The organism is Reichenbachiella agarivorans (genome assembly GCF_025502585.1).
Taxonomy (GTDB): domain Bacteria; phylum Bacteroidota; class Bacteroidia; order Cytophagales; family Cyclobacteriaceae; genus Reichenbachiella; species Reichenbachiella agarivorans.
Genome location: NZ_CP106679.1, coordinates 656,217 through 671,023, shown reverse-complemented (window position 1 = coordinate 671,023; position 14,807 = coordinate 656,217). Strand labels below are relative to the sequence as shown.

The window sequence follows — 14,807 nt, the reverse complement described above, 5'->3', positions numbered from 1 at the left end:
TTCAATCAGAATAGGTTTGTGTGTCACAAACCTTGGGTCTATAAAAAGTAAGAGCCAAGAATCAAGTGTTCGTTTGATGTCTTGCTTCTTGGCTCTTGTGCATCTTGATTCTCTACAATCACTGAATTGTAAATTCCACTTTGACTTCATCCCACGCCATGGTCACAAGACCCGCTTCTGAGATAGATATTGTAAACATCTCTGTCAACTTGTTTTTGTTTGGTTTGACATCAAACCTCAACACATCCATTTCTTTGTCATAGTTGTAGGCACCCCATTGGTTTGGGTTGCTGTTGATGATGATCGTCCAGCTGTTTTCATTTGGGATCGTGAAGATTGCGTATTTGCCTTTTTTCAAACTTTTGCCACCGATTTTTACATCTTCTGATACCTCCAGAGTGGTAGCTTCATTGGCGCCTGTGCGCCATACTTTGTCATATTTGACTAGACCATCCCAGATTTTACGATCTTTTTTGGATGGACTACTGTAGTTGATGGTGATGGTCTTGCCATTGACCTCTGCTTCGGCAGTTCTAGGTGGACTAGCTTTCTCTTGTGCAAAAAGTGAAGACTGTGACAGGAGACATACCAAGGCTAGTGCAAACGAGTATAAGGTGAATTTCTTAAGCATGATTTTCAATTTAGTGATAGTTCTTAGACGAATAATAAATGTTTTGGGTTGGATTTACACAATAAGTTCAATACTAAATTACCGATAATGTATATTTGAGGTTCTAAAAATATTTATAGAAATTACCTATCCGTATTAGTATTTATCCCGAAGTATTAAATGAGCAAGCCCGTAAAGATTTTGATAATTGATGATGATGAAATTAACAATCTGATTTGTACCAAGGTTATCAAAGATTACAATCCAGAGACCATTGTGGAATCACTGACTAGTTCGACCAGAGGGTTGACCTATCTGGAGGACAAAGTAAAAAACAATCCTGATGATTTGCCTGACGTGATCCTGTTGGATATCAATATGCCGACGATCAGTGGCTGGGATTTCATTCGAGAATATAGAAAAATGATGACAGCAGTAGATGCTGAAAAAATCAAGCTTTTTGTATTGACCTCTTCGCAATATTACCAAGACGCAGAATTGGCTGATCAATACAGAGAAGTGCAAAAATTGTTTACCAAACCATTGACGTCAGAGATACTGATCGAGGTGGATACATATTTGGCCAAGAAGGCCTGATTGAAAATAGCATAGGTCTCACGCTGATTCGAAACTAAGGAGATGATAATATTGGATAACGCCGTCCTGTCTGATGACCTCAAAGAGCGGCATTTTGTGTGCGACCTCAACAAGTGCAAGGGGGCTTGTTGTGTAGAAGGAGACTTGGGTGCCCCACTAGAAGAGGAAGAATTGGATATCCTAGACGGAGTGATCGAGGCAGTCAAGCCCTATATGTCTGCGGCAGGATTGGAAGCCATCGAGAATCAGGGAGCTTATATCCTAGACGAAGAGGGCGATTACTCGACGACAACTATTGGTGACCGAGAGTGTGCCTTTGCGATATATGACGAAAAAAACATCCTCAAGTGCGCTATCGATCAAGCATATCGGGACAAAAAAATCACTTGGCAGAAGCCTATATCTTGCCATTTGTATCCTATTCGGATCACTAAGTACGACCACTACGATGCGTTGAATTATGACCAGTGGGAGATATGTGCGCCGGCATGCAACCTCGGAGAGCAACTCAAAGTACCCGTGTACAAGTTTCTCAAAGAACCGTTGATTAGAAAATACGGTAGCGAATGGTACGATAGATTAGAAGAAGAAATACAAGGACAGGAATAGATGAGTAATTTGGATCAAGCGTATTTAGATCAATTAAATCCCCCACAAAAAGAGGCAGTATTGAAGGTAGAAGGCCCTACGATGATCATCGCAGGTGCTGGTTCGGGCAAGACCAGAGTATTGACTTATCGGATTGCGCATTTGATCAAGGAGCACAATGTTGACCCATTTTCGATTCTGTCGCTGACATTTACCAACAAGGCTGCCCGTGAAATGCGCGAGCGGATCGAGACTGTCGTGGGGAGCAATGCACGCAACCTCTGGATGGGGACCTTTCACTCGGTGTTCTCTAGGATACTCAGAGCGGAGGCGGACAAGCTAGGCTATCCGAGTCACTTTACGATCTACGACACGGACGATTCTAAGTCCCTGCTCAAAAATATCATCAAATATTACGGTTTGGACGACAAGGTGTACAAGCCCAATGTCGTACTCAATCGAATCTCCTCTGCCAAAAACCGATTGGTGTCGTGGCAAGAATACATGAACAACCCCATTTTCCTCCAAGACGATACAGAGAATGGGAAACCCGAAATGGGTAAAATCTACAAAGAATACGTACAACGCTGCTTCAAAGCAGATGCCATGGACTTTGATGATTTGCTGTTCAATACCAACGTGCTCTTCAGGGACCACATCGATGTACTCAACAAGTACCAGCAGCGATTCAAATACGTGATGGTCGACGAGTTTCAGGATACTAACATCTCTCAGTACCTGATCACCAAAAAACTGGCGGCAGTACGTCGCAACATCTGTGTGGTGGGTGATGATGCACAAAGTATTTATGCTTTTCGGGGTGCTGATATCCAAAACATCCTCAACTTCGAAAAAGACTACCCAGAGTTGAATGTCGTGAAGCTGGAGCAGAACTACCGATCGTCCAAGACCATCGTGGGAGCTGCCAACTCCATCATCGGAAAAAACAAGAATCAGCTGCGCAAGAGCGTCTGGACAGACAACGGGGAGGGAGAGTTGATCGACCTGATCAAAGCCACCTCGGACAGCGAAGAGGGTAAGCTGGTCGCATCAGCGATTTTTGAATCCAAGAATCAAAATCACTACCACAATTCTGATTTTGCGATCCTCTATCGGACCAATAGCCAGTCAAGAGCGCTAGAAGAAGCACTCAGACGAAACAACATCAAATACAAAATCATCGGAGGTCTATCTTTTTACCAACGCAAGGAGATCAAAGATGTGCTGGGATACATCCGTTTTGCAGTCAACCAAAATGACGAGCAGGCACTGAGGAGGATTATCAACCTACCCAAGCGTGGGATTGGAGATTCTTCGGTGGAGAAACTGGTTGTGGCTGCCGCTGAAAATAATGCCGATCTATGGACAGCTCTGGACAATGCCAAGCACGTATTGAGTGGACGTGCAGCTACTGCTGTGACGGAGTTTGTGACACTGATCAAGAGCTTCAAGCTGGCGGTGGAGAAGAAAGATGCCTTTGAGGCGGCCTCTCACATCGCCAAGAACTCGGGCTTGCTCAAGGAGCTCTACGATGACAAAACCATCGAAGGGCGCAACCGCTACGAAAACGTCCAGGAATTGCTCAATGGGATCAAGGATTTTGTGGATAACTCTGAAAATGAGGACAAGAGTATGTCGGCTTTCTTGCAGGAGATCGCGCTGCTCACCGATGTAGAAAATGACAAAGACGAGGACAAAGACTACGTCACGATGATGACCATTCACTCATCCAAAGGGTTGGAGTTTAAGAATGTGTTTGTGGTGGGGATGGAGGAGGACTTGTTTCCGTCCCAGATGATGATCAGTTCTCGTCAGGACCTGGAGGAGGAGCGACGCTTGTTTTATGTAGCCATCACCCGTGCAGAGACCAAGCTCTACATGAGTTATGCCCTGACCCGATACAGGTTTGGCAGGTTGAAAACTTGCGAGCCGAGCAGATTCCTCAGCGAGATCGATACAGATTTCATCAAAATCAATCAAAAGTTCAGTTCGCCTGCTTCACCAGCTGCGGATTACACCCGTAGTTTCGTCAATCAGGTGAGTCAGCCTGTGCGCAAGCCCGTCAACCAAGCGGTGGTGCACAAGCCCTCGCCAGACTTCAAACCGAGCAATACCTCCCGATTGGAGGTCGGAAACAAGGTGGAGCATCCCAAGTTCGGGTTTGGTGAAGTAACTAGCATAGAAATCCAAGGCGCCAACAAAAAGGCTAGCATCAACTTTGAAAAAGCAGGAGAGAAGACCCTGCTGTTGAGTTTTGCGAAATTGAGGATTCTTTAGATTCAAGATTCAAGATTCAAGATTCAAGATTCAAGATTCAAGATTCAAGATTCAAGATATTTTTTCTAAAGGGTCAGATGCTTATCCGACTCAAAGGGGGAGGTATTTCAAAATCTCATATACACGACTATATTTGGTGTATGAAATTACCCCGCTACAACCTGTCATCCGATTCTCAACTCACAACCTTCGAATTTGTCAGCGAAGGGCCGAATGGGCGGATAGTTAAACTAGTTCAGTACTCTCCAACAAATCTTAAGAACGTATACAATCTAGCATTTGGAGATAAGAACGGTCAAACTGGTGAAATCAACGATCTGACAATTTCAAACAACGGAGATAGTGAAAAAATTCTAGCCACAGTTGTTAGCACTGTTTATGCCTTTACGGATCAACATCCAGTGGCCAACATTTATGCTACCGGAAGTACAGAAAGCAGAACACGATTATACCGCATCGGAATAACCAAGTATATAGAGGAAATATCGGAGCACTTTCATGTGTACGGAGAACTCGATAAAGGCTGGGAGAAATTTGAAAAGGACCGAGACTATCTTGGTTTTTTAGTCTATAGAAAATAACCTTAACTTTGTAACATGAACGAAAAGAAGATCCTAAAGAAGAATGTACCTGTAGTAAGAATCAACAAGAACTTGGATTCTTTGGCTTCTGAGGTCTTATTCCCAGAAAAGGTAGCCAAGGCAAACGAGATGCTTAAGAAAACAGGCCTACCTCAACTAACCAAGTAAACGCATCCAATATGGTGTAGGCAACAATGCCCTTATGAGCCTGCCGAACCCAATCATCCTCCTACAAGGTTTTTAAGTCTTTATAGGCTTGATGCAGATTAACCGTTACCTCAGCTCTGATGTTGCGCAAGGTCGACTCCCATGTTGCGCAAGTATAAACTGGGATTCATAGATCATAAATGCCATTGTCTTGCCTCTTGGTTTTATCCATCTTGTTTCTTGAATCCATAGGGGCAATGTTTGCAGCCATTTTTGCAGCAGTAGCCACGCTTGCGATGATAGGTCTCGGTGAAGACCATGAATCCCGCCTCGTTGAAATAGGAGTTCTCTGGCTCTAAGGGAGAGATTTTGTTGGAAGGTTCTTTGTCTGGCAATGGATGATAATTAGATTTCCTTTTCGTAATTTTGAGCTAATCTAATGGAGTTCTGATGAAGAACTCTTTTTTGTGAATAAATATAGAATCATGGTAAGAGAAATGACAAGTGAACAGGCGATAGACTTGGAAGACAAATACGGTGCGCATAATTATCATCCGCTACCGGTAGTGTTGTCCAAAGGCGAAGGAGTGTATGTTTGGGATGTAGAAGGCGAGAGGTATTTTGACTTTCTGTCAGCCTACTCGGCGGTCAATCAAGGTCATTGTCATCCCAAAATCGTGGGCGCACTTACCGAACAAGCACAAAAATTGACGTTGACCTCTCGTGCGTTTTACAACGATGCTTTGGGGGAATATGAAAAATATATCACGGAATACTTCGGTTTTGACAAAGTGCTACCTATGAATACAGGTGCGGAAGCTGTGGAGACGGCTATCAAACTGACCCGTAAGTGGGCCTATGAGGTGAAAGGTATTCCAGAGAATGAAGCCAAAATCATCGTGTGTGAAAATAACTTTCATGGACGTACAACGACCATCATTTCGTTCTCCAACGATCCAGATGCTCAGAAGAATTTTGGTCCCTACACAGCTGGGTTTGTCAAGATTCCATACAATGATATTGATGCATTGAAGGAAGCGTTGAAGGATAAAAATGTAGCAGGTCTATTGATGGAGCCTATCCAAGGCGAAGCAGGCGTGTACGTGCCACAAGAAGGATTCTTGAAAGCAGCTAGCGCAGCATGCAAAGCTGCGGGTGTGCTCTTCGTAGCTGATGAAGTACAGACAGGCATCGCCAGAACGGGTAAACTATTGGCTTGTGATCACGAGGGAGTGAAACCAGACGTGTTGATCTTGGGCAAGGCGATTTCTGGAGGGGTGTATCCCGTATCAGTTGTATTGGCGAATGATGACATCATGCACGTGATCAAACCAGGCCAGCATGGGTCTACTTTCGGAGGGAATCCATTGGCTGCCAAGGTAGCAATGGCTGCTCTGGATGTGATCAAGGATGAGAAACTAGCTGAGAACGCAGAGCGATTGGGTGTGATCTTCAGAGAGCGAATCAATCAGTTCATCGCGACGACCGAGGTGGTCTCTTTGGTGAGAGGAAAGGGATTGTTGAACGCCATCGTGATCAACGATTCTGAGGACAGCTCTACCGCATGGGATATTTGTGTGGCATTGAAGGAGAATGGTTTGCTCGCCAAGCCAACCCACGGCAACATCATCCGATTTGCACCGCCGTTGGTGATGACAGAGGAGCAACTGCACGAGTGTTGTGATATCATCATTGACACAATCAAAGCATTCAAAAAGTAATAATTGAAAGGACTACGAGAGTAGTCCTTTTTTTGTATCTGTTCGTTGAAGTCGGTCCGTACGAAATGTTAAAATTGGGTTTGGATTGTTTAAGAAGAAATCTCAGCTTTTCAATTTTTTTCACTTTCTCACCTTCAACCTTCCCAATCCACTGCCAAAGGAACAGTAAAGCTGAACATGCTACCCTGACCTTGGGTACTCTGTACGCTCAGGTTACCCCCATTTTTTTCAACCAATTCCTTACAAAGAAGTAGACCCAATCCCGTTCCTTTTTCATTTTCTGTACCAGGGGTACTTGTCTTTTTGGTTATTACAAATAGGTTGTCCATGGCTTCACTAGACATCCCTACCCCTGTATCAATGATCGATACAGTGACGTAATCTTCTTTGGCCGTACAGTCAATGGTGATTCTGCCACCTCTAGGCGTGAATTTGAGAGCGTTAGATATGAGGTTTCGTAGGATGGTTTCTAGCATAAATTTGTCCGCAAAGACGCTGTACTGATCTGTCTTCTCAAAAACTATTTTTTGTTCCTTGTTGCTGGCAGTGATTTCAAATATTCCCAATGTTTTGGAGATACTGTCAGAGAGCTTGACTTGCACGGGTTTGAAATTTAGGTCTCCTGATTGTGACCTGGCCCAGGTGAGCAGGTTTTCGAGGAGTTTTGCTGTGTTGACCGTGCTATCACGACACATGCTGAGGTATTTGATTTTTTCTTCGTGGCTGATCTGGTCAAAACTGCCCAGCATCAGATCCAGCATGCTCGTCAGGGATATAAATGGACTCTTCAGGTCATGGGCGATGATGGAGAAAAACCTGTCTTTGGTAGCATTTAGTTCGATGAGTTGTTTCTCACTGTCATGGAGTTCTATCTGGGCTCTTTTTCGGTCGTCCACATTGCGACTGATACCGAGTATTTCAATTTCAGCTTGGCTGTTTTTTCTCACCTTCGCAGATATTTCTATCCATATTGTATGTCCATCCTTGTGATTCTGTTCTAGTTCCAGAAAAAAGCCATCACTCTGACCTGTTTTTTCTATTTCCTTACGTGCCTCCTCTATACGATTGTGCAAAATGACCTGTGAGTCACGGGTCAATGTTTCTCCCAATTTTTTATCTCGGAGTTCTTCACTGCTATAGCCTGAATAGAAGTTCTGTGAAGGACTCATGTAGGTGAAATACCCCTTGGTGGAGTTGTGTATCCAGATGAAATCGGAGATGTTCTTGGCCAATATATCATATTTCCGCTTGCTGGTGATGTTGGTTTTGGTGATTTGTAGGGCATAGATGATGATCATAGATACAATTAGCCAGCAGCACCTTCCAAATAGATGCAAATAACCCATGAGAGAAACACGAGAGTCAATTCTCGTGGAGGCAATGGCATACTCCCATTTTTGATTCAATATTTCAGAGTTCAATTTGACAGCATGTTCGCTAGCAAAGAGTTCTGACTTGCCATAAAGTAAGACACTGTCCTGCCATGTTTGTCTGATGGAAACCTTATAACCTCTGTCGGTTAGTTCCATGAGAGCCGTTTCAAAGAATGGGTCGATATCTACTACAGTGGACAGGATGCCAAATAATTTGTCTTGTACAAAAATGGGAGTGCGATAGATGAAAGACCTACCGCCCTGTACCAAATTGACAGGGCCAGATAAAATCGCCTGTCTTGTTTCTATCAGTTGTTTCACATCGGGCCATTGTTCTGCATTGAGTCTGTAGTCCAAGCCTATGGCCTTTTGGTTGCCTTCGTATGGGGCTACATATTGGATGACGGTACCGATCGACAGACCTATACTTTTGATGAATTTGGATTCGTAGGTGATCTCTTCCATAACCTGTTCGATCTTGTCTGATTCTATTTCATTGTGATACACTTTGAGATAGGCTTCCAAACCTGAGGAGAGATAGATCAATTTGTTGAGCTCACGGTCAATTCTAGGGATTAATTCACTACCAAAGGATACGGCTTCCAAGTCTTGATTTTTGTCCATCTCCGCATGGCGATAATACATCATGGTTTCGAACAGAATCAGCAAACCAAGAGAGATGATACAGCCTATCAGGAGAGAGCTATAAGATAGGTTGAACCCTTCTTTTTTGTGCACTGTGTTGGTTTTTGGGTTGTTGAGCATGCTTAATTTACCAGTAATTTTGTCAGACCAAATATCAATCAACATGATGTTTGGCTAGTGTGTTGTGGATAGCAAATACAGGAATGGATTTTTGAATATACGCATTGGTATTTTATTTACCAATCACTTTGTGAAAATTGCATAGGGTTTAATGAAAAATGTGAACCACGGAAAGAGGTAGAGGACTAAATTTGCGATTGAAATTATAGGATTTATAAGTTTCTCAAGGCTTTGTTGCGATATGTTCATTATTGTAGCTGGATTATTCATAATCCATTTAATCAATATCGCTTTACGCTAAGATTTACTAAATTCGCTCATTATTTTGTAGCGGTGTTCGGAGTGCAACAGTTGATTGGTTCTGTACTTCTGATCCCCCACTAGTTTAATTGATTATATATTCAGTACATAGCAATCGTGCATTGCTCATCAAGTAGTTATAAAAACATGACAAAATCAAAGATCATTTACACCAAAACGGACGAAGCGCCAGCTTTGGCTACCTATTCATTTTTACCCATTGTTGCTGCGTTTACATCAGCGGCTGGCGTGGAGGTTGAGACCAGAGACATTTCATTGGCAGGCAGAATTATCGCCAATTTATCTGACTACCTCACAGATGATCAAAAAATAGGGGATGCACTGGCAGAACTCGGTGATTTGGCCAAGCAGCCAGAGGCTAACATCATCAAGTTGCCCAACGTATCTGCATCCATCCCACAGCTCCAAGCGGCTATCAAAGAATTGCAAGCACAGGGATACAAGTTGCCGAACTATCCAGCAGACCCTAAGACTGCTGAAGAAAAAGAAATCAAAGCCAAGTATGCCAAAGTATTGGGTAGTGCAGTGAATCCAGTCTTGAGGGAAGGTAACTCTGACAGAAGAGCACCCAAAGCGGTAAAAAATTATGCAAAGAAGCACCCACACAGCATGGGAGCATGGACTGCAGACTCTAAATCACATGTCGCTAGCATGGCTTCTGGAGATTTTTACGGGAGTGAAAAATCAGTAACCATCGCAGAGCCAACCGATGTGAAGATTGAGTTTGTTGCTACAGATGGAGCTACAGAGGTCTTGAAGGCATCTACTCCATTGAAAGCAGGCGAAATCATCGATACAGCAGTGATGAGTATCGCAGAATTGAAAAAGTTTGTCGCTGCTGAAATAGCAGCTGCTAAAAAGGACGGTGTGTTGTTCTCTCTTCACCTCAAAGCCACCATGATGAAGGTTTCTGACCCGATTATCTTTGGTGCTGTTGTAGAAGTGTTTTACAAAGACGTGTTTGAGAAGTATGCCGACCTATTTGCAGAGTTGGGAGTCACAGCTACCAACGGTCTGGGTGACGTCTATGCGAAAATCGCCGGCCATGCCAAGCAAGCGGAAGTAGAAGCTGCGATCGAAGCAGTGTACACAAATAGCCCAGATTTGGCTATGGTCAATTCTGACAAAGGAATCACGAACCTACACGTACCTTCAGATGTGATCGTGGATGCATCTATGCCAGCTATGATCCGTACGTCTGGTCAGATGTGGAACAAAGCAGGTAAGTCACAAGACACAGTTGCATTGATTCCAGATAGAAGTTATGCAGGTGTCTACCAAGCGACGATTGATTTTTGCAAGAAAAATGGCGCGTTTGATCCCTCTACCATGGGTTCTGTGTCCAACGTAGGGTTGATGGCACAAAAAGCTGAAGAGTACGGCTCGCATGACAAGACCTTCCAAATGAAAGCTGCCGGTTCTGTCAAGGTAACAGATCAGTCAGGCACGGTATTGATGGAGCAGCCAGTAGAGGCTGGAGACATCTTCAGAATGTGTCAGGTGAAGGATGCTCCTATTCAGGATTGGGTGAAATTGGCTGTAAACAGAGCAAAAGCAACAGGTGATGCGACTGTATTCTGGTTGGATGAGAACAGAGCACACGATAGAGAACTGATCAAAAAGGTAAATACCTACTTGAAAGATTATGATACCAAAGGCTTAGAGATTTTGATCAAAAACCCAGTAGCGGCTACTGAGTTCACTTTGGCAAAAGTGATCGAAGGAAAAGATGTTGTTTCTGTGACAGGAAACGTACTGAGAGATTACTTAACTGACCTTTTCCCCATCTTGGAATTAGGGACGAGTGCGAAAATGTTGTCTATCGTTCCGTTGATGAATGGTGGAGGCTTGTTCGAAACAGGAGCTGGCGGATCAGCACCTAAGCACGTACAGCAGTTCGAAGAAGAAGGTTATTTGCGTTGGGATTCTTTGGGAGAGTTCTTGGCATTGGCGGTTTCGTTGGAGCACTTGTCAGAGACATTTGACAATCCAAAAGCGAAAGTTTTGGCAGATACCTTGGATGCAGCTACTGCTAAATTCTTGGATGAAGACAAATCACCTGCACGTAAAGTAGGTCAGATTGACAACAGAGGCTCACATTTTTACCTAGCGATGTACTGGGCACAGGAATTGGCCGCACAAAGCAAAGACGCTGAGTTGAAAGCAAAATTTGCCAACTTGGCCAAGGTCTTGACCGAAAGTGAAGACAAAATCAATGCTGAGTTGATTGGAGCGCAAGGCAAACCAGAAGACATCGGTGGCTATTACATGCCAAACGTGGATTTGGCGTCTAAGGCCATGAGACCAAGTGCTACTTTGAACGCTGCTTTAGCGGCATTGTAAGAATCAAGAGCTAAGAACCAAGAGTCAGGAAACAACATTTTCTTGGTTCTTGGTTCTATTTAAAGATTTTATGAAATTATGTGAAAGGTAAGCGCATAATTTGAAGGACGGGCCTTGAAGAAAATGCGTAAAGAAATTTGAGTGGTTTGCGGATCAGAAAATTATACTGTTTGACGAGCGAGGTACGAGTGAGGAGTTTATAATTTTCCCGCAAGACAATCAGATTTTAGCAATTTTATTCACAGCCCTTGATTTTTGCGTACTTTTGATCAAGCAAAAGTACGAGCCAGTCAGGCTTGAGGGCGAAAGGATAGAGTATGTTAGAAATTTTCGAAAGTGAAAGAAACTTCCATATTAAATCATATTAAAATCTATTTTCATCTCCAATAGAACAAAACATGGAACTGAGCAACTATCAAATCATACTTCTCTTCGCTGTAGGCGGGTTTGTAGCCATATTTGGTTCATTGGCTGCTAGTTGGTTGCTGAGGCCTAGGCGTCCCAATGAGGAGAAACTCACGACTTACGAATGTGGTGAGGATCCAACAGGAACCGCATGGGGCAAGTTTAACATCCGTTTCTATGTCATTGCTTTGGTTTTCGTTCTGTTTGAAACCGAGCTTTTGTTTTTGTTTCCATGGGCAATTGTCTTCGGCGATGAGGGATTGAATGCCCTGACGGATGGCAAGTGGAGTATCTTGGCCTTTGTAGAGATGTCTTTGTTTATCTTGGTTTTGGCATTTGGACTGGCGTATGTCTGGGCCAAAGGTTTCCTCGAATGGGAAAAACCAGAAGTAAAAACCCTAGAACTCGAAAGTGCCGTTCCCGACAGCCTTTACGATCAACTAAATGACAAGTACAGCAAAGCATCATAAGGGTCTAGTTTTTTTTAAGTCTAGTATCTAAAAATCTAAGGTCTAACATCTAAGAAAAAGGAATGAAAGGTTTACTCGATCAAAAATTTAACAATGGCGGGGTGGTGATTAGCAGCCTCGAAGACTTGACCAATTGGGCGCGACTGTCCAGTATTTGGCCTATGGGCTTTGGTTTGGCCTGTTGTGCGATCGAGATGATGGGAGCTTATGCATCTGGATACGATCTCGATAGATACGGTGTGATCCCGAGAGCCAGTCCTAGATTGTCGGATGTCATGATCGTGGCGGGTACGGTGACTTACAAAATGGCAGACAGAGTGCGCAGACTCTACGAGCAAATGGCTGAACCAAGATACGTGATCTCGATGGGTTCTTGTGCCAATTGCGGTGGCCCCTACTGGGAGCATGGTTACCATGTGGTCAAAGGCGTGGACAAAATCATCCCAGTGGATGTCTATGTCCCTGGATGTCCCCCACGACCAGAGGCGCTGATCGGAGGGATCTTGAAACTTCGAGAAAAAATTGAAAACGAAACCCTCGTGGAGCCAGCAGGCTTGCGTGCAATTGTAGAGAACTTGGACTGATGGAGATAGCAGAGTTTAAATTATTGGTACAGGACAGACTCGGAGAGTCAGCAGTCCTATCCATCGACGAAAATGCTACACCCAAGGCATTGATCGTAGCGGCCAATCAAATCAAAGATATTTGCGCTTACTTGCGTGACAATGACCAATCCTACTTTGATATGCTGTCTTGTCTGACAGCTATCGACAATGGTCCAGAGGCCAATACCATGGAGGTGGTATATAATCTGTACTCTATTCCCTTGGAGCAGTCCTTGATGCTGAAGACTTTCATCCCAAGAGACAATCCTGAATTAGAGACAGTATGCGATATATGGAAGACAGCCAACTGGCATGAGCGTGAAGCTTTTGATCTATTTGGTGTGAAATTTTCAGGTCACCCTGATATGAGGAGAATTTTGATGCCAGCCGACTGGGTGGGGTATCCCATGCGCAAAGACTACATCGAACCAGAAGAATACCGTGGCATGAAAACCATCAGAGAGGAGGGAGATCCATCATGAGCCAGCGCATAGAATACAAATACCGTCCAGAAAACCTCAATGAGTCTGCACCAGGTCTCTACAAAGAATCTGACCTCAAGCGGGAAGAAATGATCCTGAACATTGGACCACAGCACCCTTCTACACATGGTGTGTTGAGGTTGGAAGTGGTGACGGATGGCGAAATCGTGGTGGATGTGATTCCGCACATGGGCTACCTGCACCGATGCTTTGAGAAGCATGCCGAATCTGTGCCTTTTAACCAAGCCTTGCCTTTTGTGGACAGGATGGATTATGTAGCAGCCATGAACTCCGAACATGCTTTCGTGATGGGAGCTGAGCGGATGCTCGGCATAGAAGGTGATATCCCCAAACGAGTAGAATACATCCGGGTACTGGTGGCAGAGCTGAATCGCATCGCATCGCACTTTGTAGCAATCGGGACTTATGGCTTGGACATAGGTGCATTTACGCCCTTCCTATGGGTGATGCGTGACCGTGAGCACATCATGCGAATGCTGGAGTGGGTCAGCGGTGCTAGAATGCTATACAACTACATCTGGGTGGGAGGATTGTTTTATGACCTGCCTGTAGGTTTTGAGGAAAAATGTGCGGAGTTTATTCAGTACCTCAAACCAAAGTTGAAAGAGCTGGACGATGTCTTGATCAACAACAAAATATTCGTGGAGCGTACCGCCAATGTTGGCGTACTGTCTCGCAACCTTGCCATCAACTATGGTGTGACTGGCCCAGTGCTGAGAGGCTCAGGATTGAAATATGACTTGCGTCGAGTGGATGGTTATTCGGTTTATCCAGAGTTGGATTTTGATATCCCCGTGGGTACTGGAGCGATGGGTCAAGTCGGTGACTGCTGGGACAGAACCTTCGTCCGAGTACAGGAGGTCAAGGAGTCAGTCAAGATCATCGAGCAATGTATCGAAAAGCTGACCAAGGAGCACAAGCGAACCAAGGATTTTGATCCGAGAGCCATGGTGCCCAAAAAGATCAGACCCAAAGCACAGGACTTTTACGTCAGAGCAGAAAACCCCAAGGGTGAACTAGGTTTCTTCTTCCGTACTGACGGCAGATCAGATATCCCTGTCAGGTGCAAAGCCCGTGCTTGTAGTTTCTCCAATCTATCTGTATTGGCAGATATCTCCAGAGGCTACATGATTGCAGACCTAGTCGCAATCATCGGTTCCATCGATTTCGTGATGGGAGAGGTGGATCGTTAAAGAATTTTAGTGTTTGATCGGATGGTGTTAACACCATCCGATCAAACATTTGTTATCCATCGCAAGCACAACCTTTGGGTTTGTGACAAGTGTATTCTTTCTTGATACATGAGTCTCCACAGGCTTTTCCTTTTTTGCAGGTTTTGCAACAATCCATGTTTTCTGATTCTGCTTCATCAATACATTCTATTTCTTGATCAGTTTCTGCCAAGGACTGATTGTACACAGAAAAACCACCAAAACTCATTCCCATAACTATAACTAGGAGAGCCAATTTTTTATTAAGAATCCTCATTTATTATGATAAT

Annotated in this window: 15 protein-coding genes; 11 read left to right on the top strand and 4 right to left on the bottom strand. The window is 44.1% G+C overall.

What is annotated here, in order from left to right:
• Positions 1-118 precede the first annotated feature (118 nt).
• Positions 119-631: a DUF2911 domain-containing protein gene (locus N6H18_RS02675; RefSeq protein WP_262310293.1), complete on the bottom strand. Its 513-nt coding sequence runs from the start codon at positions 629-631 to the stop codon at positions 119-121.
• A gap of 159 nt (positions 632-790) precedes the next feature.
• Here N6H18_RS02675 and N6H18_RS02670 point away from each other — a divergent pair, with 159 nt between their 5' ends.
• From N6H18_RS02670 to N6H18_RS02650, 5 genes are all read left to right on the top strand, one after another.
• The gene (locus N6H18_RS02670; protein ID WP_262310292.1) at positions 791-1,207 is read left to right on the top strand and encodes a response regulator; all 417 of its coding nucleotides are present in this window, start codon (positions 791-793) and stop codon (positions 1,205-1,207) included.
• Between the two features lie 42 nt (positions 1,208-1,249).
• Positions 1,250-1,816, top strand: a complete 567-nt coding sequence (locus tag N6H18_RS02665; RefSeq protein WP_262310291.1) for a DUF3109 family protein — start codon at positions 1,250-1,252, stop codon at positions 1,814-1,816.
• Entirely contained in the window at positions 1,817-4,072 is a 2,256-nt protein-coding gene (locus N6H18_RS02660) for an ATP-dependent helicase (protein ID WP_262310290.1), read from the top strand.
• Positions 4,073-4,212: 140 nt separating this feature from the next.
• Positions 4,213-4,653: a DUF6934 family protein gene (locus tag N6H18_RS02655; RefSeq protein ID WP_262310289.1), complete on the top strand. Its 441-nt coding sequence runs from the start codon at positions 4,213-4,215 to the stop codon at positions 4,651-4,653.
• 15 nt (positions 4,654-4,668) lie between these two features.
• The gene (locus tag N6H18_RS02650) at positions 4,669-4,821 is read left to right on the top strand and encodes a hypothetical protein (RefSeq protein ID WP_262310288.1); all 153 of its coding nucleotides are present in this window, start codon (positions 4,669-4,671) and stop codon (positions 4,819-4,821) included.
• 203 nt (positions 4,822-5,024) lie between these two features.
• Here N6H18_RS02650 and N6H18_RS02645 read toward each other — a convergent pair whose 3' ends face one another.
• A complete protein-coding gene (locus N6H18_RS02645; RefSeq protein ID WP_262311575.1) occupies positions 5,025-5,168 on the bottom strand; it encodes a DUF5522 domain-containing protein in 144 nt (47 codons plus the stop codon).
• Between the two features lie 117 nt (positions 5,169-5,285).
• Between N6H18_RS02645 and rocD the strand changes: the two genes are divergently transcribed.
• A complete protein-coding gene (rocD, locus tag N6H18_RS02640) occupies positions 5,286-6,521 on the top strand; it encodes an ornithine--oxo-acid transaminase (RefSeq protein ID WP_262311574.1) in 1,236 nt (411 codons plus the stop codon).
• A gap of 134 nt (positions 6,522-6,655) precedes the next feature.
• On the opposite strand, the gene N6H18_RS02635 is transcribed toward rocD, so the two are convergent.
• The gene (locus tag N6H18_RS02635; RefSeq protein WP_262310287.1) at positions 6,656-8,704 is read right to left on the bottom strand and encodes a sensor histidine kinase; all 2,049 of its coding nucleotides are present in this window, start codon (positions 8,702-8,704) and stop codon (positions 6,656-6,658) included.
• A 402-nt stretch (positions 8,705-9,106) separates the two neighbouring features.
• Between N6H18_RS02635 and N6H18_RS02630 the strand changes: the two genes are divergently transcribed.
• The 5 genes from N6H18_RS02630 (at position 9,107) to N6H18_RS02610 (ending at position 14,499) form a co-directional block, all read left to right on the top strand.
• Positions 9,107-11,323 (top strand): NADP-dependent isocitrate dehydrogenase, encoded by a 2,217-nt coding sequence (locus tag N6H18_RS02630; RefSeq protein ID WP_262310286.1) that lies wholly within the window; start codon positions 9,107-9,109, stop codon positions 11,321-11,323.
• Between the two features lie 398 nt (positions 11,324-11,721).
• Positions 11,722-12,198, top strand: coding sequence for an NADH-quinone oxidoreductase subunit A (locus N6H18_RS02625; RefSeq protein WP_262310285.1), 477 nt, complete (start codon positions 11,722-11,724; stop codon positions 12,196-12,198).
• A gap of 62 nt (positions 12,199-12,260) precedes the next feature.
• Entirely contained in the window at positions 12,261-12,782 is a 522-nt protein-coding gene (gene nuoB / locus N6H18_RS02620; RefSeq protein ID WP_262310284.1) for an NADH-quinone oxidoreductase subunit NuoB, read from the top strand.
• Positions 12,782-13,285, top strand: coding sequence for an NADH-quinone oxidoreductase subunit C (locus N6H18_RS02615; RefSeq protein ID WP_262310283.1), 504 nt, complete (start codon positions 12,782-12,784; stop codon positions 13,283-13,285). The genes nuoB and N6H18_RS02615 overlap by 1 nt, the downstream gene beginning before the upstream one ends.
• Positions 13,282-14,499: an NADH-quinone oxidoreductase subunit D gene (locus N6H18_RS02610; RefSeq protein ID WP_262310282.1), complete on the top strand. Its 1,218-nt coding sequence runs from the start codon at positions 13,282-13,284 to the stop codon at positions 14,497-14,499. Before N6H18_RS02615 ends, N6H18_RS02610 begins: the two co-directional genes overlap by 4 nt.
• 52 nt (positions 14,500-14,551) lie before the next feature.
• Here N6H18_RS02610 and N6H18_RS02605 read toward each other — a convergent pair whose 3' ends face one another.
• Positions 14,552-14,794 (bottom strand): hypothetical protein, encoded by a 243-nt coding sequence (locus N6H18_RS02605; protein ID WP_262310281.1) that lies wholly within the window; start codon positions 14,792-14,794, stop codon positions 14,552-14,554.
• Positions 14,795-14,807: the final 13 nt, after the last annotated feature.